This window comes from [Clostridium] scindens ATCC 35704, assembly GCF_004295125.1.
In the GTDB taxonomy this organism is placed as follows: domain Bacteria; phylum Bacillota; class Clostridia; order Lachnospirales; family Lachnospiraceae; genus Clostridium_AP; species Clostridium_AP scindens.
Genome location: NZ_CP036170.1, coordinates 592,156 through 615,694 on the forward strand (window position 1 = coordinate 592,156; position 23,539 = coordinate 615,694).

General features: G+C 47.9%; 23 protein-coding genes, 8 tRNA genes and 1 pseudogene. 6 read left to right on the forward strand and 26 right to left on the reverse strand.

The window, feature by feature from the left end:
- Positions 1 to 47 precede the first annotated feature (47 nt).
- A complete protein-coding gene (locus HDCHBGLK_RS03075) occupies positions 48 to 749 on the forward strand; it encodes a response regulator transcription factor (RefSeq protein WP_004607392.1) in 702 nt (233 codons plus the stop codon).
- A gap of 3 nt (positions 750 to 752) precedes the next feature.
- Complete coding sequence (locus tag HDCHBGLK_RS03080; protein WP_004607393.1) at positions 753 to 2,153, forward strand: sensor histidine kinase; 1,401 nt, start codon at positions 753 to 755, stop codon at positions 2,151 to 2,153.
- Here the strand turns inward: HDCHBGLK_RS03080 and HDCHBGLK_RS03085 are convergent.
- Genes HDCHBGLK_RS03085 through sdaAB form a run of 3 tightly spaced genes read right to left on the reverse strand, consistent with a single transcriptional unit; the run spans position 2,150 to position 4,016 of the window.
- Entirely contained in the window at positions 2,150 to 2,419 is a 270-nt protein-coding gene (locus HDCHBGLK_RS03085) for a cation:dicarboxylate symporter family transporter (protein WP_082210544.1), read from the reverse strand. The genes HDCHBGLK_RS03080 and HDCHBGLK_RS03085 overlap by 4 nt on opposite strands.
- Before the next feature lie 30 nt (positions 2,420 to 2,449).
- Entirely contained in the window at positions 2,450 to 3,319 is an 870-nt protein-coding gene (gene sdaAA / locus HDCHBGLK_RS03090; protein ID WP_039909763.1) for an L-serine ammonia-lyase, iron-sulfur-dependent, subunit alpha, read from the reverse strand.
- A gap of 25 nt (positions 3,320 to 3,344) precedes the next feature.
- A complete protein-coding gene (sdaAB, locus tag HDCHBGLK_RS03095) occupies positions 3,345 to 4,016 on the reverse strand; it encodes an L-serine ammonia-lyase, iron-sulfur-dependent subunit beta (protein ID WP_004607396.1) in 672 nt (223 codons plus the stop codon).
- Between the two features lie 146 nt (positions 4,017 to 4,162).
- Here sdaAB and HDCHBGLK_RS03100 point away from each other — a divergent pair, with 146 nt between their 5' ends.
- The 4 genes and pseudogenes from HDCHBGLK_RS03100 (at position 4,163) to HDCHBGLK_RS03115 (ending at position 6,726) form a co-directional block, all read left to right on the forward strand.
- A complete protein-coding gene (locus HDCHBGLK_RS03100) occupies positions 4,163 to 5,281 on the forward strand; it encodes a DUF4317 domain-containing protein (protein ID WP_004607397.1) in 1,119 nt (372 codons plus the stop codon).
- A 132-nt stretch (positions 5,282 to 5,413) separates the two neighbouring features.
- A tRNA-Leu gene (locus tag HDCHBGLK_RS03105) sits at positions 5,414 to 5,496 on the forward strand.
- An 88-nt stretch (positions 5,497 to 5,584) separates the two neighbouring features.
- A pseudogene (locus HDCHBGLK_RS19915) lies at positions 5,585 to 5,728 on the forward strand (tRNA (N6-threonylcarbamoyladenosine(37)-N6)-methyltransferase TrmO); the annotation flags it as partial.
- Positions 5,729 to 5,856: 128 nt separating this feature from the next.
- Positions 5,857 to 6,726, forward strand: a complete 870-nt coding sequence (locus HDCHBGLK_RS03115) for a hypothetical protein (protein WP_004607401.1) — start codon at positions 5,857 to 5,859, stop codon at positions 6,724 to 6,726.
- Here the strand turns inward: HDCHBGLK_RS03115 and HDCHBGLK_RS03120 are convergent.
- The 23 genes from HDCHBGLK_RS03120 to HDCHBGLK_RS03230 all read right to left on the reverse strand — a co-directional run bounded on the left by HDCHBGLK_RS03120 (position 6,673) and on the right by HDCHBGLK_RS03230 (position 23,463).
- Entirely contained in the window at positions 6,673 to 7,611 is a 939-nt protein-coding gene (locus HDCHBGLK_RS03120; RefSeq protein WP_004607402.1) for a hypothetical protein, read from the reverse strand. The two genes, HDCHBGLK_RS03115 and HDCHBGLK_RS03120, sit on opposite strands and share 54 nt — an antisense overlap.
- A gap of 24 nt (positions 7,612 to 7,635) precedes the next feature.
- A complete protein-coding gene (locus HDCHBGLK_RS03125; RefSeq protein ID WP_004607403.1) occupies positions 7,636 to 8,562 on the reverse strand; it encodes a SufB/SufD family protein in 927 nt (308 codons plus the stop codon).
- Positions 8,563 to 8,579: 17 nt separating this feature from the next.
- Positions 8,580 to 9,302, reverse strand: coding sequence for an ABC transporter ATP-binding protein (locus tag HDCHBGLK_RS03130; RefSeq protein ID WP_004607404.1), 723 nt, complete (start codon positions 9,300 to 9,302; stop codon positions 8,580 to 8,582).
- Positions 9,303 to 9,626: 324 nt separating this feature from the next.
- Positions 9,627 to 9,706, reverse strand: a tRNA-Leu gene (locus HDCHBGLK_RS03135).
- A 133-nt stretch (positions 9,707 to 9,839) separates the two neighbouring features.
- Positions 9,840 to 11,966 carry a rubrerythrin gene (gene rbr / locus HDCHBGLK_RS03140; RefSeq protein WP_004607406.1) on the reverse strand — a complete coding sequence of 709 codons (2,127 nt, stop codon included), beginning with the start codon at positions 11,964 to 11,966 and terminating at the stop codon, positions 9,840 to 9,842.
- A 180-nt stretch (positions 11,967 to 12,146) separates the two neighbouring features.
- Positions 12,147 to 12,219 (reverse strand) — tRNA-Lys (locus HDCHBGLK_RS03145).
- A 9-nt stretch (positions 12,220 to 12,228) separates the two neighbouring features.
- Positions 12,229 to 12,300: transfer RNA gene (locus tag HDCHBGLK_RS03150), tRNA-Gln, on the reverse strand.
- Positions 12,301 to 12,315: 15 nt separating this feature from the next.
- Positions 12,316 to 12,389: transfer RNA gene (locus HDCHBGLK_RS03155), tRNA-His, on the reverse strand.
- Between the two features lie 70 nt (positions 12,390 to 12,459).
- Positions 12,460 to 12,533: transfer RNA gene (locus HDCHBGLK_RS03160), tRNA-Arg, on the reverse strand.
- A 69-nt stretch (positions 12,534 to 12,602) separates the two neighbouring features.
- A tRNA-Gly gene (locus tag HDCHBGLK_RS03165) sits at positions 12,603 to 12,673 on the reverse strand.
- 7 nt (positions 12,674 to 12,680) lie between these two features.
- Positions 12,681 to 12,755 (reverse strand) — tRNA-Pro (locus tag HDCHBGLK_RS03170).
- A gap of 110 nt (positions 12,756 to 12,865) precedes the next feature.
- Complete coding sequence (locus HDCHBGLK_RS03175) at positions 12,866 to 13,345, reverse strand: metallophosphoesterase family protein (protein ID WP_004607407.1); 480 nt, start codon at positions 13,343 to 13,345, stop codon at positions 12,866 to 12,868.
- 20 nt (positions 13,346 to 13,365) lie between these two features.
- Positions 13,366 to 13,995 carry an RdgB/HAM1 family non-canonical purine NTP pyrophosphatase gene (gene rdgB, locus HDCHBGLK_RS03180; RefSeq protein ID WP_004607408.1) on the reverse strand — a complete coding sequence of 210 codons (630 nt, stop codon included), beginning with the start codon at positions 13,993 to 13,995 and terminating at the stop codon, positions 13,366 to 13,368.
- A 26-nt stretch (positions 13,996 to 14,021) separates the two neighbouring features.
- Positions 14,022 to 15,164 (reverse strand): THUMP domain-containing class I SAM-dependent RNA methyltransferase, encoded by a 1,143-nt coding sequence (locus HDCHBGLK_RS03185; RefSeq protein WP_039909766.1) that lies wholly within the window; start codon positions 15,162 to 15,164, stop codon positions 14,022 to 14,024.
- Positions 15,165 to 15,354: 190 nt separating this feature from the next.
- A complete protein-coding gene (locus HDCHBGLK_RS18755; protein WP_009248233.1) occupies positions 15,355 to 15,597 on the reverse strand; it encodes a hypothetical protein in 243 nt (80 codons plus the stop codon).
- A 265-nt stretch (positions 15,598 to 15,862) separates the two neighbouring features.
- Positions 15,863 to 16,321: a DUF1700 domain-containing protein gene (locus tag HDCHBGLK_RS03195; RefSeq protein ID WP_009248234.1), complete on the reverse strand. Its 459-nt coding sequence runs from the start codon at positions 16,319 to 16,321 to the stop codon at positions 15,863 to 15,865.
- Between the two features lie 149 nt (positions 16,322 to 16,470).
- Complete coding sequence (locus tag HDCHBGLK_RS03200) at positions 16,471 to 18,582, reverse strand: glutamine synthetase III family protein (protein ID WP_004607412.1); 2,112 nt, start codon at positions 18,580 to 18,582, stop codon at positions 16,471 to 16,473.
- Between the two features lie 195 nt (positions 18,583 to 18,777).
- Positions 18,778 to 19,641, reverse strand: coding sequence for a class II fructose-1,6-bisphosphate aldolase (gene fba / locus HDCHBGLK_RS03205; protein WP_009248236.1), 864 nt, complete (start codon positions 19,639 to 19,641; stop codon positions 18,778 to 18,780).
- 136 nt (positions 19,642 to 19,777) lie between these two features.
- On the reverse strand, positions 19,778 to 20,131 hold the full coding sequence (locus HDCHBGLK_RS03210) for a diguanylate cyclase domain-containing protein (protein ID WP_004607414.1): 354 nt from the start codon (positions 20,129 to 20,131) through the stop codon (positions 19,778 to 19,780).
- Positions 20,110 to 20,982: an aldose 1-epimerase family protein gene (locus HDCHBGLK_RS03215; protein WP_004607415.1), complete on the reverse strand. Its 873-nt coding sequence runs from the start codon at positions 20,980 to 20,982 to the stop codon at positions 20,110 to 20,112. The genes HDCHBGLK_RS03210 and HDCHBGLK_RS03215 overlap by 22 nt, the downstream gene beginning before the upstream one ends.
- A gap of 15 nt (positions 20,983 to 20,997) precedes the next feature.
- Positions 20,998 to 21,684 carry a D-lyxose/D-mannose family sugar isomerase gene (locus tag HDCHBGLK_RS03220; protein ID WP_004607416.1) on the reverse strand — a complete coding sequence of 229 codons (687 nt, stop codon included), beginning with the start codon at positions 21,682 to 21,684 and terminating at the stop codon, positions 20,998 to 21,000.
- Positions 21,685 to 21,729: 45 nt separating this feature from the next.
- Positions 21,730 to 22,587 carry a MurR/RpiR family transcriptional regulator gene (locus tag HDCHBGLK_RS03225; protein WP_004607417.1) on the reverse strand — a complete coding sequence of 286 codons (858 nt, stop codon included), beginning with the start codon at positions 22,585 to 22,587 and terminating at the stop codon, positions 21,730 to 21,732.
- 15 nt (positions 22,588 to 22,602) lie between these two features.
- Positions 22,603 to 23,463 (reverse strand): ketose-bisphosphate aldolase, encoded by an 861-nt coding sequence (locus HDCHBGLK_RS03230; protein ID WP_009248240.1) that lies wholly within the window; start codon positions 23,461 to 23,463, stop codon positions 22,603 to 22,605.
- Between the last annotated feature and the right edge of the window lie 76 nt (positions 23,464 to 23,539).

Sequence of the window (23,539 nt, forward strand, 5' to 3'; positions counted from 1 at the left end):
TCTGCTATGCTATAATCAATTTATCAAATAAAGAAGGAGCGGTAATTATGGCTTTTGACTATCTCAAACGAAAAAAAATCCTTCTCGTCGATGACGAGCCGGAACTTCTGAATATGGTGACTTCCATTCTGGAAAATGAAGGCTATACGAATATAAAGACCGCATCGACTGCCTCCGAAGCCATCGATGCATGTAAGAATTTCAAGCCGGAACTTGCGGTTCTCGACGTAATGCTTCCTGATGGAAATGGATTTGACTTGCTGCGGGAATTAAAAAGGATCTCTGACTTCCCGGTTCTGTTCTTGACCGCAAGAGGCGAGGATGAGGATAAATGGACGGGATTCGGACGCGGGGCCGATGATTACATGGTAAAGCCCTTCCTCCCCAAAGAGCTTACCTTCCGCATAATGGCTATACTAAGAAGAAGTTATAAAAATGACGCGCCACTGGTAATTCTTGCCGAAAGCGAGATAGATTTTGACCGGGCGGAAGTCCGAAAGGCTGGCGACGTCCTGCCTCTGACTGCCAAAGAATATGAAATCTTAAGTTCCCTCTACCGCAACGCCGGAAAAATAGTGACCATTGATACGCTCTGCGAAGCCGCCTGGGGGGATAATCCCTACGGCTATGAGAACTCTTTAATGGCTCATATCCGGCGTATCCGGGAGAAGATCGAGGCAGACCCTTCCCATCCGGTTTCCCTGGTGACCATAAAAGGATTGGGATATAAACTGATTCTGGAGGAATAGATCATGAAAAGCACGCCAAAACTCATCAAGCATTTTCTGCTGATCCTTATGCTCAGCCTGTTCTTGCTTCTTGGCTTTAATCTCATCTTACTTGCCACAGTGGGGCAAAAGTTTGCATCCAGCGGAAGCCCCTGGACTTCTGCCGAAGAGGTGGCTGCATCCCTTACTCCATCCGGCAGCGGTTTTTCCTTATCGGAGGCTGGCGCCGACACTCTTTTAAAGTCCGCGGCCTGGGCAGTCCTCATTGACGACGCCAGCGGGGATGTAGTATGGAACAGCGACAATCTCCCCGGCGAAATCCCCCGCCATTATTCCGCGGCGGCCATCTCTCTTCTGACTCGCGGATATATCCAGGACTATCCGACTTCCACCTGTGGATATGGAGAGGATCTGCTGGTGCTTGGATTTCCTAAGAAAAGTTACTGGAAGCATATGTATAATACCTTCAGTTATGATATGATCGCGCACTCGCCCCAGATATTTCTGACCTTCCTCCTTTGTAATCTGGCGATCATCTTCTTCATCTACTGGGGGGTGAACATCCGGTTATTGAAGTCGCTGAAGCCGATTCTCACGGGAATACAGGCACTGCCTGAAAGCGAGAATGACATTCACCTTAAGGAAACCGGCCTGCTGTCAGAGGTAAGCGCGTCTATCAACCGGGCTTGCGAATTGATTCGTTCCCAGCACTATCAGCTTCAGAAAAAAGAAAACGCCCGGGCAAATTGGATTGCCGGCGTTTCTCATGATATACGTACTCCTCTTTCTATGGTAATGGGCTATGCCGAGACGCTTGCAGAGGATCCTTCCCTCCCTGAAGATGCCCGCAAGAAGGCGGACGTTATCTGCCGCCAGAGTCTTCGCATGAAAGACTTGATCAGCGATCTGAACCTGTCCTCCAGGCTGGAATATAATATGCAGCCACTGAACCTTAAGAAGATCCCGCTCATTCCTATGGTACGAAAAGCCGTGGCAGACTTCATCAACCTGGATATTGATAACCGGTATCCGGTTGAATGGAATGCGGATGACTCCCTGGCCGGCTGCTGCATTATGGCCGACAAGGACTTAATCTACCGGGCCATAGCCAATCTGCTTCTTAATAGCAGGAATCACAACCCAGGAGGCTGCCAGATCTGCGTACGGGTTGAATATGCCGATGGCGGAGCTTCGGATGCCGGATATGCCATTTCTATAGAAGACAATGGTACAGGCATCACCAGCAATGAACTGGATCGTCTGTACCATGCTTCATACGCTTCTCTATCCTGCGGGCAGAGCCACGGACTGGGGCTCCTGATCGTCCGCCAGATCACGGATGCCCATCATGGAAAGGTGGAACTTGGCCACAGTGCCTGCGACGGGTTCCGGGCAAGGATTATCCTGCCTTCTGCTCCTTCTTAAGTTCCATGGCATTCACACAATCCGAATACGCCAATTGGGTAGAATTTGATTATTATTCCCATGACCTTGATCGATATCTCGGACAAACTTTCGACGATAGAGCCTGCCAGTTTTCCCTTCTCTCCTGCTATGATTACGCCAAATCCAAAGAACAGGGCGATCACGTTAATCTGGAGCATGGTTGCGTCCGCCAGCGGCTGTACCGCATTGGGCGGAAATATGTTGACGATGGTATCGATAAATGACGGGCTTAAGGGGCGCGATATAGGGCTCTGCGATCTTAGGGCTTTTCTGTCTTACATATCCAGGCGTTCTACGACCTCCATAGCCGCAGGGGATCCTGCAACCCCGCCGATGCCTGTCTCGCGAAGGCTTACATCCATCTTATCGCCGACTTCCTTCATCGCGTCAATGACCTGGTCCACCGGAATCTTGCTTGTAATTCCCGCAAGGGCCATATCTGCCGCTGCCAGAGCATTTACCGCGCCGCCTACATTTCTCTTGACGCATGGCACTTCTACCAGACCGCCTACTGGATCGCATACCAGACCCATCAGATTCTTAAGCGCCATCGCGCAGGCATCTCCAATCCGGCCTGTGTCTCCGCCTCTGATATAGCAGATTGCTCCTGCCGCCATACCGGAGCCAGAACCGATCTCTGCCTGGCATCCGCCGGATGCTCCGGCCAGATATGCCCGGTTCGCAATAATCTGTCCGATGCCTGCTGCCACATACATGGCTTCGATCATCTTCTCATCCGGGACATCATATTCCCGGTAATAAGTAACAAGAACTGCCGGAAGAACTCCACATGCTCCCGCTGTTGGCGCTGCAACGATTCTCTTCATGCACGCATTGTTGCACCCCATCTTCAGGGCATTGGCCATCACCTTGGCCATAAAGTCTCCGCACAGCGTGTCCCCCTTTTGAAGATAGGCATCCATCAGGCCGCCCTCTTTTCCCACCAGACCGCTTCTGGACACCAGATTCGGATCATAAGCGTCCAGGTTCTCAAGCATAGACTGCCACATATTCGTCATCTGAGTCCAGGATTCCTCCTCTGTGACGCCTCTTTCATCCGCATCTTCCAGTTGCACTGCTTTCCAGAACGGAATCTTATCCTTATCGCATCTTAAACGCGCCTCTTCCATTGATTGATATGACATACGCTAATACTCCTCCACTTCTACTCTAGGTTGTTCCGTTCGGATTCAGGAACTTCACTCTGATGATTCCTTCCTTGCTCTCCAAGGCGTCAATCGCCTCCTGAGGAACCACCTGGTCCGTCTCTACCACCATGACCGCAAATCCGCCCCGCTTATCGCGGAATACCTGCATCGTGGCAATATTAATCTCTGCCTTGCTCAGCGCCGCCGCTACTTCCATGATCCGCCCGGGCTCGTCCACATTGCGGATGATCAGCGTATAACTTTCTCCACTGAAATTCACGTCAATGCCATCCAACTTGCAGACCTTGATTCTTCCGCCCCCGATGGAAAAAGCCTGGATCTTCATCGTCGGAACGCCATCCGCTTCCATTACGATCTGGGCCGTGTTCGGATGGGCCTCCTTAATGTCCTTGTTCTTAATCTCGAATTCCATGCCTTGCGCTTTCGCCACTTCGAAACTGTCCGGTATCCTCATGTCGTCCGGCATCATCCCCAGCAGGCCTGCGATCAGCGCTTTGTCAGTTCCATGGCCTTTCCCCGTAGCCGCAAAGGAGCCGTGCAGATAGATCGTTGCCTTCTCAGGCTGCCTGCCGAATAACTGTCTTGCGATCAGGCCGATACGCGCTGCTCCTGCCGTGTGGGAACTGGACGGGCCCACCATCACGGGTCCCAGAATGTCAAATATGTTTCCCATTTGCTTTCCCTCTCTTTTCTTATTTTGACATATATCTTCTTCTATTATACTTGGGATTTACGTAGTTTACAACGACAATTTCTGCGTTGTAAATCTGCTTCAGATATGCTAAGATTGGTTACAGTCTGAAAAAGGAAGTGTAGATAATGAACAAGAAAGAAGTACTGGAAATCCGCAAGCAATTCACACCGGAGAACTGTGCGATCACCAGGATCTGCGGCTGCTATGTGGATTATGAAAAAGAGAAAAAAGTGGAACTGAAAAAAGCATTTTTATCCCTCCCGGAAGAAGAGGCTTTCAAGTATTTCGATATCTTCAAGCACACCCTGTCCGGGACCTTGGGCAAGAACCTGATCAACATGGGATTCCCTCTTGACCAGGAATTAGAAGGCGGCACGCAGCAGACTCTGTTGAAACTGCGGGACAGCAAACTGGAAGATGACCTGCTTGTGGAGCAGTTCTACGATAATGTCATCGATAACTATGACTATGCCGAAAACTATTACATAATACTGATTCACGCTGTATACGACGTGCCGGGCAAATCCTCCGACGGACTGGAGATGTTCGATGCCTCCGATACAGTCTATGATCACATCATGTGCAGCATCTGCCCGGTAAACCTTACCAAGGCGGGTCTGACCTATAACGCGGAGACGAACAATATCGAGGACCGGATCCGCGACTGGATCGTTGAGGCCCCTGCAAAAGGATTTCTCTTCCCGGCTTTCAACGACCGGGCAAGCGATATACATAACATCCTGTATTATACCAAGAAGCCGGAAGAGATACAGCCCGATCTGATCGCCAACGTACTGGGAAGCACCATCCCTTTGACAGCCAATGACCAGAAGGCCACCTTCCAGGCCATCGTAAGCGACACCCTGGGCGAGGACTGCGGCTACGAGGTGGTGCGCAACATCCATGACAATATCTTCGAGATGCTGGAAGAATCCAAAGAAGCGCCGGAACCATTGGAACTCTCCAAGCCGGATGTAAAGCGGCTGCTTGAAAAAAGCGGCGTGCCTCAGGAAAAGATGGAATCCTTTGACCAGGAATTTGAAGAAGTGGTCGGCGAAAAGAAAACCTTCCTGGCCTCCAATATTGCCAACGCCAAGACCTTCCAGATCGAGACGCCGGATGTCATCGTCAAGGTCAACCCCGAACGCTCTGATCTGGTTGAGACCCGTGAGATCGACGGACGCCGCTGCCTGGTAATCGCGATCGACGATCACCTGGAAGTAAATGGAATTGAAGTCCGATAGACATGCCTATGGCCAGTAAGTCCATACTGCCATCGCCGGAAACTCGTAAAAAGCAATAAAATAAAATTTTTTGTAAAAAAGCGAAAAAGTATTTGCAAAATATATTATTCTGTGCTAGAATATTTTTTGCGAGCGGAGATGGCGGAATGGCAGACGCGCTAGATTCAGGTTCTAGTGGTGGCAACACTGTGAGGGTTCAAGTCCCTTTCTCCGCATCATTTATAAGTAGGAAGAAACCAACTGTTTACAAGGTTTCTTCTTATTTTTTTATAGAAACTTTCACCTCTTTTTGTTATCGTATAAGGCAGCCCGCTCCTTGATCTTAAGCCATACACGCCTAGCCTTGACAGGGTGGAAACACCGGAAGTCCCCGGCTGGTGCGGCCATTGGCCAAAGAGTCTGGAAAAACCCGCGGAATTTTCCTGGGAGAATGAATTTAATTTCTAGGGCAGCATTTGATTCTAAAGCATTTAATTCTAAAGAAAACCTTATGTCTTCCTGAACATTCTGTGATATCCCTTGAGTCTTTCTGATAAACATAATAAAATAGAAAGCGTTTCACAAGGAGGGATAACATGAGTATAAATAAAAAAGACTTTTTCGATGATGATTTCGAGGTCATTTATGAAGGCGATCTCCCTGATCTGCCCGAAGAGAGCCATGATGATTATGAGGACGTGCTTCAGAAGCTGGCCGATCTGGATAAAGAATATGAAACCTCTTATCATAGCCGGAAGCCCCAAGGAAATAATCGCAATGATCGTTTTAGCGATCACAACAATGATTATGATGATGACTATGATTATGACGACTATGATTATGATGACGACTATGATTATGATGACGACTATGACGATGATGGTTCCAGACGGAGGTCGAAGAAAGGCCAGAGCGCCGAAAGCAAAAAGAAGAAAAAGAAAAGGAGAAAGATGCCAAACCTCCTTTCTCCGGTGTCCAAAACTGCCAAAGCCGGAGGCAAGGCGGCCTTTAAGATCGCCAATCTAATTCTGCGTGCCGCGACCTTGATACTCATTGCCATTATTTTCTGCCTACTGGCTGTCAACTTCTGGAAGAACTACGGCGCGTTTGGAAGCATTGCCACCGCCGTGGCACAGAAGAATTATGCTCTGGCCGCTTATGCAGTTGTGGCCGTTTTCCTGCTGCTCTTCGAACTGATCACCTTCTTCCGGGTATTGTCCGGAAGCAAGAAAAGCGGCCGCAAGGGCCGCTACGTGGACACAGGCAGAGGCCTGTTCTCATTCCTGTTCATTTATGCCGGTTCCTTGCTGTCTGCCTTATTCTACGGACTGATCCCGGCCTCGCCGCAGCCTCTTGCCGGCGTTTCGGGCGCGCTGCTGGTATATGGTTCGCTTCGTTCTACCCTATTTGCCTTATGCGCCGCCGGGGTCATCAGCTGCCTTATCCGCAAGTTTGCCATCCGGTAGGACTGCACTCTCTGGCTTAGCATTCCCAGACTGTACAATCTCAGACCTTGCGTCTTCTTCCTCCGCCTGTTCCAGGAAATCCGCGTCTTTGGATTTCAGGCGGGGGATGAATCTTCTGGCAAACCGCCCTTTTCCCCTATTCTTCACATAAAAATATCCAATTACGGAAAATACCACGGCGCCAATGAAATTTACGAAGAGATCCTTCATGGTATCCAGAAGGCCAATATCCAGATAACCTCCCAGGCCCAGACTTTCGCCGTTCACCGTCACATCCCTGATGTTTCCAATTCCCACCGCAATGTTGCTGTTAGTAGGATCCAGCATGACTGAATGGATGCTATGTACAATGGTGTCCTTCTGCATGTCCAGATTAAATATCTGATCCATCGCGCACTCAAAAAATTCCCATATTACGCCAATGGTCATGGAAAAGCAGAATGCAACGATTGCCACGAATACCGGAGAGAGCTGGATAGAGAATTTCTTGCTGCGGTTAAGAATGTCAACCAGCGCGAACCCGATGGCCGCCATCAGGAATCCATTTATCGTATGCAGTGCCGTATCCCAGAAAGCAAACTTAATATAATACGACTGGATTTCTCCCAGTATCTCCGCCGCAAATATGAAGATCAGTATCGTTATCTCCAGAGCAGTGGGAAGTTCTATCTTCAAGTTGATCTGTACCAGGCTTGGCATGATTAGCAATATCAATGTAAGAATGCATAGGAACACGTTTTCATAATTCCGGTTAAATATCTGGAGTATCATCATCAGGATGACCAGCATACGCAGCACTACATATACGACAAAGGAACTCTTATGCTCCCTCAATTCCATATGCAGCGCCTTGTTCATTACCTTTAGTCTCTTTCTTATCTTCATCTTCTATCCTCGTATCCCGGATCGCTAGTTCAGGAAGTTGTCTATAATGATTCCTTCTGCCTCTTCTGCCGTCATTCCGAGAGTACGCAGCTTTACCAGCTGTTCGTCATTAATCCTGCCAATTGCCGCCTCATGGATGATTGCCGCATCCAGATGCCGCGCATTGATCTCCGGTATGGATGCTACTTCCGCATGGTCCATAATAATGGAATCACACTGCACATGGGCATGGCATTTGGCATTTCCTACTGCCTTCGGATGGAATACCTGCCTGGACTGTCCTTTTGCCACTGAGCGGGAGATGATCTGGGCGGAACTTCCGTCCCCATTCATCTGTATCTCCATATTGGACTCTGCGTTCTGACTGTCATGGGTCATCAGTTTCTCGATCACGAAGAGTTTGGAGTTTGCCCCCATTTCTACTTCTGTCTCCCGGACCGTGGAATCCACACCCTTAATCTGGACAGTATCCAGCGTAAATACAGCGTCCTCCTTCATATATATCTTAGTGACCGGATTCAGCACCCTGGCGCCGGTTCCTTCCCCCTCGCCATAGTGTTTCTCCTCGTACCGGACATTTGCGCCCTTGCCGACATGGAAGGAATGGATCCCGTCATGCCTGCTCTCATTGCAGCCGCTGTTGTGGATGCCACATCCTGCGATGATGGTTACGTCCGCGCCAGCATCGATGTAAAAATCATTATAGACTTCATCCTTCATGCCAGAGGCATCTACCACTACCGGAATGTGCACCTGCTCCCCTCTGGTATTCCCATCAATGTAAATATCGATTCCAGGCTTATCTTCCTTCTTTTTGATCTTAATATGCTCGCTGTCCCCATGACACAGGGCAACACCGTTGTGGCGCAGGTTGTATGCGCCTTTCTGCTGGAATCCTGATCCGTCTATCTGCTGCAATATCTTCTCCGTAATCTTATCTAATAATGCCATTTTAAAATGCTCCTCTCCTATTCTAACTCCATGCAGGCGAAACTATCGCCCTTATCAAGCAATGTGGGCAGGATCTCGTCTTTTGGACCGATCGCCCCGATCTTGCCGTCTTCTATTAACATGATCCGGTCAGCCATCTGAATAATCCGCTCCTGATGGGAAATGAGGATCAGGCTCTGTTCCTTCTTATTATGAATCTTCTCAAACTGCTGGATCAGCATGGTGAAACTCCAAAGGTCGATTCCCGCCTCCGGCTCATCAAATATACATAATTTGTGTGGCTTTGCCAGGACGGTAGCAATCTCAAGGCGCTTCATCTCGCCTCCGGACAAGGTTGCGTCAACTTCCCTCTTAATATACTCTTTTGCGCACAGCCCTACCCCGCTGAGCATTTTGCAGCATTCAGGCTCGGACAGTTCCCGGCCGGCTGCAAGAGAAAGCAGCCTGTCTACCGTCATTCCCTTGAATCTTGGCGGCTGCTGGAATGCAAATCCGATCCCGGCATTGGCCCTGTGGTTGATGTCGTAAGAAGTAATATCTTCCCCATCCAGCAAGATCTGGCCATCATCTGCTTCTTCAATCCCCATCAGTACCTTTGCAAGAGAAGACTTGCCTCCGCCATTGGGTCCGGTAATAACAAGCATCTCGCCCTCGCCAACTTGGAAGCTGATGTCTTTAACGATACTTCTTTCTATTCCATTTTCATTCACCTTGAATGTCAGATTCTTCACTTCAAGCATGTCAGATACGCTCCTTTTTTCTAATTGTAATTATCTATTATTAACATATATGGTACATTATAATCTTTTTTCACATTTGACGCAACAATCTGGGGCAGGACATTTTCATGCCCCTGCCCCGGTTATCGCCCTTCGCTTTATTTGTTTCCATACTACTTCTTCTGATAATACTCTGCCATTTTCAAAATCATCTATTGCCTCATCAAGTTTAGTAAAAATTTTATTTACGGCATCATCTATAGTGTAAGACTACTATAATAGTTCTTTATAATTGTATACAAAAAAACCGTAACCCTCCATTTTACGAAAGATTACGGTCCATGATGCGGATGACAGGAATCGAACCTGCACACCGAAGTACTAGATCCTAAGTCTAGCGCGTCTGCCAGTTCCGCCACATCCGCATGTCAACAGATTGTATTTTAATATATTATGACAGTTTTGTCAATTTTTTTCGTATTATATTTCTTTTCAATATAAAATGCGGATGATATAGGACCATCCGCATTTTTCTATCTTACTCTTCCACTCTATATTTTAGTAGTTCTCCACTTTCCGTTCGAAATACGCTTTGGGATATCCGCATGTCGGGCATACTTCCGGCGCTTCCTCTCCTTCGTGAATGTATCCGCACTGGCGACATTTCCAGCCAAGAGGCGCATTTCCCTTGAAGGTCAGTTCATTCTTAAGAGTATCCAGAATCTTTAAGTAACGCTTTTCGTGGGCTGCTTCTACTTTTGCCACATTCTCAAATTTCACTGCAAGGTCTTCAAATCCCTCTTCTCTGGCTTCTTTGGCCATGCGGGCGTACATCTGGGTCCACTCTTCGTTTTCCCCATCTGCGGCTGATTGAAGATTATCAGCTGTGTCTCCAAGCCCGTGCCATTCCGCAAACCACATCTTGGCATGCTGTCTTTCCTGTTCTGCCGTCTCCATAAAGATAGCAGCAGTCTGTTCCATGCCCTCCTGTTTTGCGATCTCAGCAAAGAAGGAATATTTATTTCTTGCCTGGGACTCTCCTGCAAATGCTTCCATTAAGTTTTTCTCTGTCTTTGTTCCTGCGTATCTTCCGGAAGCCTTTGCTGCCTCCTCCAGTTTTTCGAATTTTTCCGGTCCTACCTTGCATACCGGGCAGGCTGCCGGCGGGTTCTCCCCTTCATGAATATAGCCGCATACGGTACATCTGAATTTTGTCATTGTCTTGTTCTCCTTTTCTTCTTTCTCTTGATTTGCTTCGTTATTTTCTTTATCCTGCTCCCAGGCAGGTTTTGTAAATTCTTTTAAAACCATTCCTTCCGGTCCTAAGTCTTCTGCCCTGGAATAATAGGACGTATGCAGCATCTCTTCTGCTGCCTGGCTCAATGGCTTTCCGTAGAATTCGCTGTATACTCTCTTAATATCCGGATTCTCATGGCTATAGCGCAGCGTCATCTTGGCATCCTTTGCATAGAGCGACTCTATCCTTGCCTTACGCACTTCATCCGTCATCGGCACCTGCGTCTTTGGCTGTCCGCCCCCTCCGATGCATCCGCCCTTGCAGGTCATAACCTCTATGAAATCATAGGATTTGTCTTCCTTTTTCATCTGCTCTATGAAAGTTCTCGCATTCTCGGTACCATGAATCACTGCCAGACGGATGGGAAGCCCGCCCATCTCTACCGTGGCTTCTCTTACGCCTTCCATTCCTCGCACAGGTTCAAGACACAGATAATCGGACGGAGGATTCTCTCCCGTCACCAGGTAATAGGCTGTTCTGGCCGCTGCTTCCATGACGCCGCCGGTATTTCCGAATATGACGCCTGCTCCGGACGCCGGACCCATCAAGGAATCGTAAGCCTCATCTTCCAGAACCCCGATGTCTATTCCCTCTTCCTTAAGCCACATGGCCAATTCCCTCGTGGTGATCACGTGATCCATGTCCCGCATGCCCTCAGATCCGTTTGCTTTAGCGGAAATATTCATCTCCCCGCGGCGGATCTCGAACTTCTTCGCCGTGCAGGGCGTTACTGCCACATTGACGATTTTCTTCGGATCAATGTTGTTTTTCTTTGCAAAATATGTCTTGATAGTCGGTCCCTGCATGCCGATCGGGCTTTTTGCCGATGAAATGTTGGGAAGAAGTTCCGGATAAAAGGTTTCCGCAAACTTCACCCATGCTGGACAGCAGCTGGTAAACTGAGGCAGCGGCTTCTTTTTCTCCGTAATCCGCTCTACAAGTTCCGATGCCTCTTCCATAATCGTCAGATCCGCCGAAAAGTTCGTATCTAGAACATAGTCGGCTCCCAATGCTCTGAGGGCCGCTACCATCTTCCCTTCCACAAAACTTCCCGGAGCCATGCCGAAAGTTTCTCCAAGACCTACGCGTACAGAGGGAGAGGTGCTGAAGATTACGATCTTATCCGGATCTTTGATTGCTTCTTTTACTTCTCCGTATTCATAGACCTCGGTGATGGAATTCACCGGACAGACATTGGCGCATTGTCCGCAATGGATGCAGATTGCCGTATCCTTCGTGCTGACCAGATCATAGAGCCTGCCTACGCCAATTTCCCGCTCGCATACCTGACGGCACTGGCCGCACTTGATGCACAGGTCTTCATGCCTCTGTATGGCCGGATTATCAGCCTCAATGGGTATTCTGATCTCTGTATACTTATGGTGCATAGATTCTCCTTTCTTATGTTAAATAATAGTAACTGTTATTATAATTACATATTTTTACATTTTTTGCAATAGGAAAACAGCATTTTTTTCAATTTCTTCTAATATGGGTCAAAATGAGATAACCATGCAAAAAAAAAACGCACATCCCTTTCAGAATCTGCGTTCCTATATCTCTTCTCCTGAGCGTGCGGGGATTCGAACCCCGGACAACTTGATTAAAAGTCAAGTGCTCTACCACCTGAGCTACACGCCCATAATTAACCTGGGCTAGTTGGATTCGAACCAACGAATGCAGGAGTCAAAGTCCTGTGCCTTACCGCTTGGCGATAGCCCAATAAAAAAGAAAAAAGGTGGGTAATGGGACTCGAACCCATGATATCCAGAACCACAATCTGGCGCGCTAACCAACTGCACCATACCCACCATATATATTACTTATCGAACTATTTATGTCCAACTAAGTATCGCTTTATTCAGTTTTCTGTGGTTCTAACGAGCCTGGGGGGATTCGAACCCTCGACCTACGGCTTAGAAGGCCGTTGCTCTATCCAGCTGAGCTACAGACTCACAAGACAAACTCTTTAGAACTTATCTCTCTTAAAGCCGCCGTTACAACTACTTTCAAGGCTTTAAGAAAGCGGGTGATGGGAATCGAACCCACGTATCTAGCTTGGAAGGCTAGTGTTCTACCATTGAACTACACCCGCATGAATATCGGGGTGACAGGATTTGAACCTGCGACCTCCTGGTCCCAAACCAGGCGCTCTAGCCAAGCTGAGCCACACCCCGATGCTATATTGTCCAGTCACTTTAACCCCTGGTTCTCCGTGACACAAGAGTTATTATATATGAACGCACCCAGCTTGTCAACAACTTTTTTCATTTTTTTCCTTCTTTTTCTAAAGATAGTTTACCGTGAATTCCGCGTGCCCGCTCTGGTCAGTCTCCATCAGCATGTAGCTGGGTCTGCGCCCTTCCTGGCGCGGATAGGACAGGCTTCCCGGATTCAAGGTGATCAAGTCATCCTCCCTGGTGATTGAGGGCTTATGGGTATGGCCATACATGACAATATCCGCCCCTCTTCCCCTGGCCTCTTCCTTGAGGCGTTCTTCGCTCATAGATACATAGTAGTAATGTCCATGCGTGATAAACACATGGAAGCCTTCTATAAAGAATTCTTCCTCGCCCGGAAGGTCGCAGAAGAAATCATTATTGCCTCTTATTATATGCGCAGGACAGTCTGCCAGCGCCTGGATGTAGTCGTCTTCTCCCTCCACATCTCCAAGATGTATCAGCATATCTATGGGCTTTACTATCTCCAGCACCTTATCCAGATTCTTATGCGACTTGTGCGTATCACTTACTATCAATATCTTCATATAGCATCCCCGCAATCTTCTTATTTCTCCGGCTTCATCTTCTCCTCCAGGATTATCCGCATCTTCCTGAGCCCTTCGCCCCTATGGCTTAACTCATTCTTTTTCTCCGGCGCAAGCTGTGCGCTGGTACATCCATGCTCAGGGAGGAAGAAAATGGGATCATAGCCAAATCCGTTCTCTCCCGCAATCTCATGTCCAATGATCCCTTCCATAGTCCCTCTTACAACCTGGGTACTTCCGTCTGGAAATGCTGCTCCAATAGCGCATACGAATCTTGCTGTGCGTTTCTCATCCGGCACGCCATTCAGGCGGTCAAGCAGCGCCTGATTCTTTATATCATAGGAAGTATCCTCCCCCATATATCTGGCGGAATAGATTCCCGGCTCCTTATTCAGATAGTCGATTTCCAGTCCGGAATCATCCGCCAAGATCACCGCATCCTTGTATTGTGGTATTCCTGTCGCAATCTTTGCTATCTCCGTAGCCTTAATCATAGCGTTTTCTTCAAATGTGCTTCCGTCTTCCACTACATCCGCCTGTATCCCCGCCTCTCTCTGGGAAAGCACCTCTGCCCCCAAGTCTGCAAATATCATGCGGATTTCTGCCATCTTATGTTCATTGCCAGTGGCAAATATAATCTTCTTCATCATCAAGCCTTCCTTTCTCCATCAACTTCTTAGCGTCTCGGCGGCCTCGGGCCAAGGAACTGGTAGAAATAGGTCTTCAGCATCCCATTATATATCTTGCGGTTCTTGTCCGCCTTCCTTCCAAAATACCGCTCTGCCTCTTCATAGGAAGTAATCATATAAGCTGACCAGGAATCCAGTCTCTTGAAACTTTCCCCGAATGTCTGGTAAAGCTGGGGCAGGTTTTCCTTCTCTTCCAGACGTTCGCCATATGGGGGGTTCGTTATGATAAACCCATATTTCTTAGGATGGCTTAAGTCCTTGACATCCCTTTCCTGGAAGTGGATCAGATGCCCCACTCCCGCCTCCTGAGCGTTCTGCCTTGCGATACGGATCACTGCGCCGTCTGCGTCATATCCTTGGATATCCACATCGATATTGTCCTCTATCATGTCATTCGCTTCATTTACCGAATCATACCATAACTTACGCGGGATCAGATTGGTCCAGTCTTCGGCCGTAAAAGAGCGGTTCATGCCTGGGGCGATGTTTGCTGCCATCATGGCTGCCTCAATGGGAAACGTGCCGCTCCCGCAGAAAGGATCTACCAGAATCCGGTCCTTCCTCCAGGGCGTAAGCATGATGAGCGCTGCCGCCAAAGTCTCTGTAATCGGCGCTTTTCCTGACATCTCCCGGTAACCCCTCTTATGCAAGGATACGCCCGACGTATCAATCCCTACGGTCACCACATCCTTCATCAGGAATACGCGCACCGGATAAGAAGCCCCGTCTTCCGGAAACCACTCCAGCCGGTAGTGCTCCTGCATCCGCCTGACCATTGCCTTTTTCATAATCGACTGTATGTCAGAAGGGCTGAACAACTTGCTCTTTACAGAGGCTGCCTTTGTGACCCAGAACTTCCCGTCCTTTGGTATGTAGTCTTCCCATGGGAGACTTCTGGTCTTCTCAAAGAGTTCTTCAAAGGTCGTGGCCTTAAAACTTCCTACCTTCCACAGAATTCTCTCTGCCGTGCGAAGGAAAATATTGGAACGGCAGACGGCATCCGCATCCCCATAGAAAGTGACTCTGCCGTCTTCTACTTCTGCAATCTCATATCCCAGATCTATAATTTCTCTTTTCAGCACCGCTTCTAAGCCAAAGTGGCAGGGTGCAAACAGTTCAACTTTATTCATAAACTCTCCCAACACGAAATTTATATTCACCTTACCATCTTACTTTCTTTCCCCATATTTTGTCAATGATTCTCGTCCTATTAGGCGATTTCTTTTGCCTAAAACGAAATATTGCAAGGCCGACGGTATATCGCCTGCCTTGCAACATTCATTTTTCTTCAGTCTAATCCAATTACAATCTAATCTCTAACTAGTAGTTGTCGCTGTAGTTTGAACTGTTAGAATTCTTGTTCTGGTTAGATGCATTCTTGTTGGATGCATTCTGGTTAGATGCGTTCCTGTTGGATGCATTCTGGTTAGATGCGTTCCTGTTGGATACATTCTGGCTAGATGCGTTCCTGTTGGATACATTCTGGCTAGATGCATTCTGGTTAGATGCGTTCTGGTTAGATGCATTTGAGTTACTGTTAGATGAATTATAATTTTTAGCCATGTCAATTCCTCCTAATCTTTTTGGTTACGAGATTATTATGTCCTTGACAATTTTTTTTATGTATCAATTTTCACAAAAATGAGTTCTTAATTATATTAAGAATTTTTTAATTTTTAACTTGCTTTTCAAATCGTTCTATATTATACTAAATCATGTAGAAAAGATACTTTCTACAACCCCTTATTAATTATTTATACTCCCCTCAAAAGACCGATGGCTCCCCCATCGGTCTTTTACTTTTTTATTTTGTTCTATTTTATCGGCCTCATCGTCGGCTGCCAATGATCCTGAATACGATAATCATAAGGATCAATGGTACAAGAATCGGCGCAAGAAGACTGAATATACCTCCAATTACAGCGATAACCAGCATAAACACGCCAACAATTCCCAGAACCAGAAGCAATTTCTTCCACCAGGTATCCAGACCGAATATATGGACTTGTCCCGTCCCGCTCTGCTGCCTCTGATCATAATTCTGCCTATTGGGCTCGTATCCGTAATCTTCCTGGGTATTCCCCTGTATCTCCAAAGACTCTATGATCGTGCGGGCAATTGCCCATGGATCTCCCAGTTCCGCAACGACTTCTTCCTCGCTTCTTCCCTTCCTGACCTCATCAGCGATATAGCCGCTATAATAGTTAACATTCTCCTGTATTACCGGACCGCTCAGGTCATTTGCCAAAGCCTCCTTTAACTTATTTAAAAACTCGCTTCTTGTCATGAACATCCTCCTACATATGCATCAGACGGATTCCCGGCCGTAGCCGTACCATATCTTAATAAGTAAAAACCTTGCACTTAGAATATCACATCCCTATGTCTATTCCAAGTCCAAGGTTCTTAAATTTTTCTAATCTCTTTATTAAGATGTTATACCTCGAAGATCAGGTCGCCGTAGGATGGCATCGGCCATGCTTCTTTGTCTACGATCATTTCCAGTTCGTCTACCGGCGCACGCAGCGCTTCCATGGCTGGTACTGCGTCAGAATGATAGAACCTTGCCTGGTCTGCCCCTTCCTCCATGGAAGAAGCCTGATCCGTCACCACAATAAGCGCTTCCAAAGCCTTCTTCGTCCGAGTCAAGAGCGAGGATACTTCTGAAAGAAGATCCGCCTGCACGGATGCGTCCGCGCCGGCTTCCTTCACGCTGATCACCGTATCCGCAAGCGTCTTCGTGTATTTGATGACTGCCGGGATAATCTGCTTGCTTGCCATATCAATCATCGTGCGGGCTTCTATATTGATAGCCTTTGAATAATTCTCAAACTTGATCTCTGCGCGGGATTCCAGTTCAGCCCTGGTAAATACCTTGAATTCTTCAAACATTTTTATAGTCTTCTCCGTGGTAAGCGCCGGAATCGCCTCTACCATGGAGCGAATATTCGGAAGGCCTCTTCTTCCTGCTTCTTCGACCCATTCATCAGAATATCCGTTTCCGTTAAATATGATGCGCTGATGCTCATACGCGTATTTCTTGATCAGATCATGCACAGCCATATCAAAGTCATCCGAACTTTCCAGCACATCGCAGGCTTCTTTAAACGCCTCTGCTACGATCGTGTTGATCACCACGTTTGGTCCGGCCACAGAGTCACGGGAGCCAACCATACGAAATTCGAACTTATTGCCTGTAAATGCAAATGGAGACGTCCTGTTCCGGTCTGTGGCATCCTTTGCCAGATCCGGCAACGTTCTGACGCCCGTCTCAAGTTTTCCGCCCTTAATGCTGTGTGTGGCTTCTCCGGTAACGACCAGCTGCTCGATCACATCTTCCAACTGCTCTCCAAGGAATACAGAGATGATTGCCGGAGGCGCTTCATTTGCTCCCAGCCTGTGATCATTGCCCGGATCAGCCGCAGACTCCCGCAGAAGATCCGCATGTTCATCCACTGCTTTCAAGATACACGTAAGAACCAGCAGGAACTGGATATTCTCATGAGGCGTCTTTCCAGGCTCCAGCAGGTTCTTCCCGTCATCCGTGATAAGAGACCAGTTATTATGCTTTCCGGAACCATTCACGCCAGCAAACGGCTTCTCATGCAGCAGGCATTTCATGCCATGCTGGCAGGCTACCCTCTTCAATGTCTGCATAACCAGATGGTTGTGGTCGACTGCCACGTTAGCCTTCGCATAGATTGGAGCAAGTTCGTGCTGGGCCGGCGCTACTTCGTTATGCTGCGTCTTAGCCGTCACGCCCACCTTCCACAGTTCCATGTTGACATCTTTCATGAATCCTGCAATCCTCTGGCGGATCGTTCCGAAGTAATGGTCATCCAGTTCCTGTCCCTTTGGAGGCATGGCGCCGAACAACGTGCGTCCCGTATAGATCAGGTCTTTCCTCTCCTGGAACTTCTTGGCGTCAACCAGGAAGTATTCCTGTTCCGGTCCAACAGATGGAGTAACTTTTAGGGATGTCGTATTCCCAAATAAACGGATCAGCCGAAGTGCCTGTTCATTGATCGCTTCCATGGAACGAAGAAGCGGCGTCTTCTGGTCTAAAGCTTCTCCTGTATAGGAACAGAATGCGGTAGGAATGCAAAGCGTGGCTCCGGCAGCATCGTGCCTTACAAATGCAGGCGACGTACAATCCCATGCCGTATATCCTCTTGCCTCGAACGTGGCGCGAAGGCCGCCTGACGGGAAAGAAGATGCATCCGGCTCGCCTTTGATCAGTTCTTTTCCCGAAAAGCTCATCAGTACTTTTCCGCTCTCCAGAGGGGCGGAGATGAATGAGTCATGCTTTTCTGCTGTTACGCCGGTTAGCGGCTGAAACCAGTGAGTGTAATGAGTAGCTCCTTTTTCAATTGCCCATTCCTTCATCTCATGCGCAATTACATCTGCTGTCGCAAGGTCTAGTTCCTTGCCTTCTTCGATCGTCCTTTTCAGATCCTTATAGACTTTCTTGGGAAGCCGTTCCTGCATAACCGTATCATTAAAAACGTCTTCGCCAAAAATGTCAGCTACATTTAATGCTTCACTCATATCTTTACGTTTCCTTTCTTATCTGTCTTATCTGTCTTAGTATGAATTAATATCCGTCCCTCCGGAAATTCCAGTCCGGAGAATAATTAGAAAAAGGCACTCCAACTTCTGGTTGGAACGCCTTTGTTCTCTTTACGCCTGTCAGTATACCTCAATCAGCCGAAAAAGGCAAGTAAAAATTTCATTCTTCAGCAATTAAGCTTTTCCAACTGAACCGAATAATTCCATCTTTTCCTTTACAGTCTGCATAATCGCATCTACGCCTGGCTTAAGAAGCTTGCGTGGGTCATAGCCCTTTCCTTCAAGGTCTTTTCCAGCCTCGATGTACTTGCGTGTAGCATCCGCAAAAGATAACTGGCAATCTGTATTAACGTTAATCTTTGCTACTCCAAGATCAATCGCCTTCTTAATCATGTCATCCGGGATTCCCGTGCCTCCGTGCAGTACCAATGGCATCTTTCCTGTCAGTTTCTGGATCGCGTCCAGAGTCTCAAAACTTAATCCGGCCCAGTTCTCAGGATACTTTCCATGGATATTGCCGATTCCTGCTGCCAGCATATCAACGCCCAGATCAGCAATCATCTTGCATTCCTGAGGATCCGCGCATTCTCCCTGTCCGATAACGCCGTCCTCTTCTCCGCCGATCGCTCCAACCTCTGCTTCGATTGACATTCCTTTTTCTCTGCAGATGGCGATCAGTTCTTTTGTCTTTGCAACATTCTCTTCAATCGGATATTTGGATCCATCGAACATGATGGAAGTAAAGCCTGCCTCTATGCACTTCATGCATCCGTCATATGTGCCGTGATCCAGATGTGTCGCAACCGGTACCGTAATTCCAAGTTCTTCGATCATGGCAGCTACCATAGCGGATACCGTCTTGAATCCTGTCATATATTTGCCTGCGCCCTCGGACACGCCCAGGATAACGGGTGACTTGCACTCTTCTGCTGTAAGAAGAATAGCCTTTGTCCATTCCAGATTGTTGATATTAAACTGTCCCACTGCATAGTGGCCTTCGACTGCTTTTTCAAGCATCTCTTTTGCTGATACTAACATATAAAACTCCTCCAATTCCTCTGCCTTGACAAGATGCCTTGACACCTGCACGGCATGTATTAAGTTTCGCTTTTCTTATTATATCTCATTACCCGGGAAAAGACAAGATCAAAGACATCCTTAAGTTTCTTGGCATTTATCCTTCCAGCAGCCGGCTTTGGCCCCGGGCATATGCCACGCCGCCTGAAGCCCTGATCCTGTGGATCACATCCTGCGTGATCACTGCCTCTTCTTCTCTGAGTTTTCTCCACAATTCTTTCAGCATCATCTGGATATCCCTGACATCACTGAAGCCGCAGATAAAGATGCAGAACTCGTCGCCCGACCTTCTGGACACGAGCCAGTGCTCCTGGGGCAGCCCCTTTAGCAAAACTGCGAAACTCTCCAGATATTTATCGCCCACGTCATGTGCTTTATCCGCAAAGGCAAAAAAGCGGACAGCCAGAGCTGTCCGCTTTTCTATGCCTGCTATTCTATTGTAATGCTCCAAAAGTTCACATAAGACTTTCCCGGCCAAAGTCTTATAAGATCGCTTTTATACTGGAAGTCTTCCACGACTCCCTGCCTGGATGGAAGGGACGTCCATGGCTCGATACAGACATACGGCGCGTCTGTATTGGGCACATGCCAGAGTCCGAGATAAGGCAGATCCGGATAGGCTACCCTTACCTGCCGGCTTCCCTTATCCGACTTTAATGCGACCTCGTCTGCCATATGCGCAAGCACGATCGCGTCATCGTCAAACAGATCATGGCTCAGCCTCAGGATCTGTCCATCTTCCAATGGAAATTCTTCATTCATGCCACTTAAAAAGCAGGCCTTCGTATGCCCCACCCGGTCCGGGCGGCACTCTTTTGCGAATTCCAGGTAGTAATCTTCAAAATCCAGTCCATTCTCCAGCGGAACTCGAAACCCCGGATGCCCTCCGATTCCAAAATACATCATCTTATCTGAAAGGTTCCGTACCTGGTACTTAATCTCGATCTTATTTTTCTGCAGCGTATAAGATACCTGCAATACAAAATGATAAGGATAGGATGCATACGTCTCCTGGCTGTCCCTCAGTTCCAAAACAATCTTTTCCTTTGTCTGCTCCGTTACCTGAAATGGAAGTTTCCGGGCGAACCCATGGATATCCATCTCAAACTCCTGCCCATCCAGCCGATACTTGCCCTCCGTGAATCTTCCCACAAAGGGGAATAGAAGCGGCGCACGCTCCGGCCAGTATTCTTCATCGCCGTCCCATAGGTACTGCGCACCGTCCTTTTCAATCGCCTGTATCTGCGCGCCGCAGGAAGCCACCAGCAAGCGGAGGCATCCGTTATCCAGCTGATATTCCATGTATCCGCCTCCTGACTATTCCGCCTGCGGATATTCGTTGCACAGCAGGCGGTATGGCGCTTCGTCCTCCTCGATTGCCGGGAAGCGTCCCACTTCTTTATTATAGAAGAAATTATCATTATCATCGTCGTTGCACATGGACACTTCGCCCAGAAGGACCGGGCCGCCTGTCTCTGGCACGATAAAGTCATGGTACATATACGGCGTAATGGTAATGCTCTGTCCGGGCTTCAGAAGTACTTTTGTGCCCGCCGGGACCTGGCTGGTCTTTCCATCGGAGCATACGGTCACATCCGTATCCAGCATCCTCTCATCCGGTGTCCCGTTGTACACCGTAATATAGACATCATTGCCGCCTCTGTTGATGATGTCTTCCATCTTGCTGGCATGGAAATGCATCGCCGCCGTCTGTCCTTCATAGAGCATCAGAAGTTTCTCCGCATAAGTCTTCTTATATTTCTCCGGCATCTTCTGGTTGCCGTTACGGATCGTAAACAGTGAGAATCCGACCTCATCGAACTTGCCAAGGCCAAAGTCCGTAATATCCCATCCCAGCTTGTTGTCACGGATCTCATCGTATTCATGGCCAATGTCCTGCCACTCCTTTGCCGTCCATGCCGCAAAAGGCGGCATCTCAAACCCATGCTCCTTGATTAATTGCTCCATATCTTTTATAACCTGATTAATTCTTGAGCGTTTCATAGTAATATTTCCTCCTCCATATATGCTCAAATAGCAGAGTACGGATTATACCTTATATTCTGATAATATCATCTCTGGCTTGTCTGCCTGCGTAGTCTTGATCAATTCCTCATTCGTGACAAAGTTAAGAAGCGCGTCGATCACCGCGGTCTCATTCATATGGGCATACCCTTTATAGAAGCTGAACGGTTCTTCCTTGCCGGCTGATAGAAGCACATAATCTGCAAGATTCGATACCGGGGACTGGGCAAATGCCGTGATCGCTATGCTCTTAAGGCCTTTTTCTTTTCCCAGTTCCAGCCCCTGGATGACCTGTCTAGATGTTCCCGACTGTGATATGGCTATCAGAAGGTCATCCTGGTCCGCCAGATTCACATGATTCATGAAGTATTCGGCGGCAACATTATATGTGCTCTTGATTCCCAGCCTTCCCAGCCTGAATCCCATATACTGGGCCAGAGGGCATGTATTTCCTACGGCCATGATATGCGCCTCCTTGCAGGTCTTCAGAAGATTCACGCAGTTCCACATCACATCCGCGTCAATCCTTGAGCCGATGGCGAGCATCGTCTGCGCATACTCCTGGAACAGTTTCTCCACGGCATCCCTGCTTTCAGCCAGCGCCGAACTGCCATACTGCTTCTTCCCCAGATCCCTCGCAAGGGAAATACGGAACTGATAATATCCGGTATAGCCGATATGATGGCACATCCTGACTACGGTCGCATCGCTTACCCCGCTTTGCTTCGCCAGTTCGGATACGTTAGAATCCACCGCTTTCTGCGGATTCTGCAATACAAAGTCCGCCACTTTCCTTTCCGCCGAAAAGATATAATCATACTGCTCTTTGATGACTTCGAGCACCTCTCTGTCCAGAATGTTCTTTTTACTCAACTTTGACACCTCAAATAATATGTATTAGTACAGAGCTGCCTTTCCATCTGCCTGGAATAATTCAATCTTATGGAATGCAACTTCTTTCATTGCTGCAATGCATGGCGGCTGGATCGTATTAGGCTCTCTTAAGCCTTTGTCAGCTAGTACTTCTCTCATTTTATCATAATATGCCACTTTTATGTCACTTGAAATGTTAATTTTATTCACGCCCAGCGTTACGGACTGTCCGATCTCTGCATCCGGATTGTTAGAGCCTCCGTGAAGTACCAGCGGAATCGATACTTTTGACTTGATCTCTTTTAACAGATCCAGCTTCAGTTCCGGCTTCATTCCCTTTGGATAGATGCCATGGGATGTTCCGATGGCGATCGCCAGCGTATCAACGCCGGATGCCTCCACAAACTTTACGGCATCATCCGGGTTCGTATAGATGATCACATTCGCGCCTGCTTCCGCTTCCGCATCCGTAGAGCCGATCGTTCCAAGCTCGCCTTCTACCGATACATTTACCGCATGAGCCGCCTCTGCCACTTTCTTGCATGCCTTGATGTTCTCCTCGAACGGAAGGCTGGAGCCATCGATCATAACGGATGTAAATCCTGCCTGGATGGCGGTCATCACCTGCTCGAAAGAAGCGCCGTGATCCAGATGAATGCAAACCGGAACCGTTGCCTTGTGCGCTTTCTCAATGATCGCTTTTACCATGTCTGTACCAATATGGCTTAACTCGTCAGGGTGAATCGCAATGATTACCGGCGCATTCTTTTCCTCAGACGCTTCCATGATACCGTTAAACATAGAATAATCACTGATATTAAATGCAGGTACTGCAAAATTATTCTCGTTTGCTACCGCCAACAATTCCTTCATATTCATTAACATAATTCTCTTCCTCCATAAAATAATATTTTTTATACTTGCTATTCTAGACCTCAAAATAGGCCATGTCAACATTCTT

What these genes read in the sequence shown, in the direction of transcription:
- HDCHBGLK_RS03215 (WP_004607415.1), bottom strand. Translation starts at nt 20,982, where the DNA reads ATGGAATATCAGCTGGATAACGGATGCCTCCGCTTGCTGGTGGCTTCC.
- sdaAB (WP_004607396.1), bottom strand. Translation starts at nt 4,016, where the DNA reads ATGGGAAACATATTTGACATTCTGGGACCCGTGATGGTGGGCCCGTCC.
- sdaAA (WP_039909763.1), bottom strand. Translation starts at nt 3,319, where the DNA reads ATGTCATATCAATCAATGGAAGAGGCGCGTTTAAGATGCGATAAGGAT.
- rdgB (WP_004607408.1), bottom strand. Translation starts at nt 13,995, where the DNA reads ATGATGAAGAAGATTATATTTGCCACTGGCAATGAACATAAGATGGCA.
- HDCHBGLK_RS03195 (WP_009248234.1), bottom strand. Translation starts at nt 16,321, where the DNA reads ATGACAAGAAGCGAGTTTTTAAATAAGTTAAAGGAGGCTTTGGCAAAT.
- HDCHBGLK_RS03100 (WP_004607397.1), top strand. Translation starts at nt 4,163, where the DNA reads ATGAACAAGAAAGAAGTACTGGAAATCCGCAAGCAATTCACACCGGAG.
- HDCHBGLK_RS03120 (WP_004607402.1), bottom strand. Translation starts at nt 7,611, where the DNA reads ATGAAGATAAGAAAGAGACTAAAGGTAATGAACAAGGCGCTGCATATG.
- HDCHBGLK_RS03175 (WP_004607407.1), bottom strand. Translation starts at nt 13,345, where the DNA reads ATGAAGATATTGATAGTAAGTGATACGCACAAGTCGCATAAGAATCTG.
- rbr (WP_004607406.1), bottom strand. Translation starts at nt 11,966, where the DNA reads ATGCACCATAAGTATACAGAGATCAGAATACCCATTGAGGCTGATAAT.
- HDCHBGLK_RS03080 (WP_004607393.1), top strand. Translation starts at nt 753, where the DNA reads ATGAAAAGCACGCCAAAACTCATCAAGCATTTTCTGCTGATCCTTATG.
- HDCHBGLK_RS03075 (WP_004607392.1), top strand. Translation starts at nt 48, where the DNA reads ATGGCTTTTGACTATCTCAAACGAAAAAAAATCCTTCTCGTCGATGAC.
- HDCHBGLK_RS03130 (WP_004607404.1), bottom strand. Translation starts at nt 9,302, where the DNA reads ATGCTTGAAGTGAAGAATCTGACATTCAAGGTGAATGAAAATGGAATA.
- HDCHBGLK_RS03185 (WP_039909766.1), bottom strand. Translation starts at nt 15,164, where the DNA reads ATGAATAAAGTTGAACTGTTTGCACCCTGCCACTTTGGCTTAGAAGCG.
- HDCHBGLK_RS03200 (WP_004607412.1), bottom strand. Translation starts at nt 18,582, where the DNA reads ATGAGTGAAGCATTAAATGTAGCTGACATTTTTGGCGAAGACGTTTTT.
- fba (WP_009248236.1), bottom strand. Translation starts at nt 19,641, where the DNA reads ATGTTAGTATCAGCAAAAGAGATGCTTGAAAAAGCAGTCGAAGGCCAC.
- HDCHBGLK_RS03230 (WP_009248240.1), bottom strand. Translation starts at nt 23,463, where the DNA reads ATGTTAATGAATATGAAGGAATTGTTGGCGGTAGCAAACGAGAATAAT.
- HDCHBGLK_RS03125 (WP_004607403.1), bottom strand. Translation starts at nt 8,562, where the DNA reads ATGGCATTATTAGATAAGATTACGGAGAAGATATTGCAGCAGATAGAC.
- HDCHBGLK_RS03115 (WP_004607401.1), top strand. Translation starts at nt 5,857, where the DNA reads ATGAGTATAAATAAAAAAGACTTTTTCGATGATGATTTCGAGGTCATT.
- HDCHBGLK_RS18755 (WP_009248233.1), bottom strand. Translation starts at nt 15,597, where the DNA reads ATGGCTAAAAATTATAATTCATCTAACAGTAACTCAAATGCATCTAAC.
- HDCHBGLK_RS03220 (WP_004607416.1), bottom strand. Translation starts at nt 21,684, where the DNA reads ATGAAACGCTCAAGAATTAATCAGGTTATAAAAGATATGGAGCAATTA.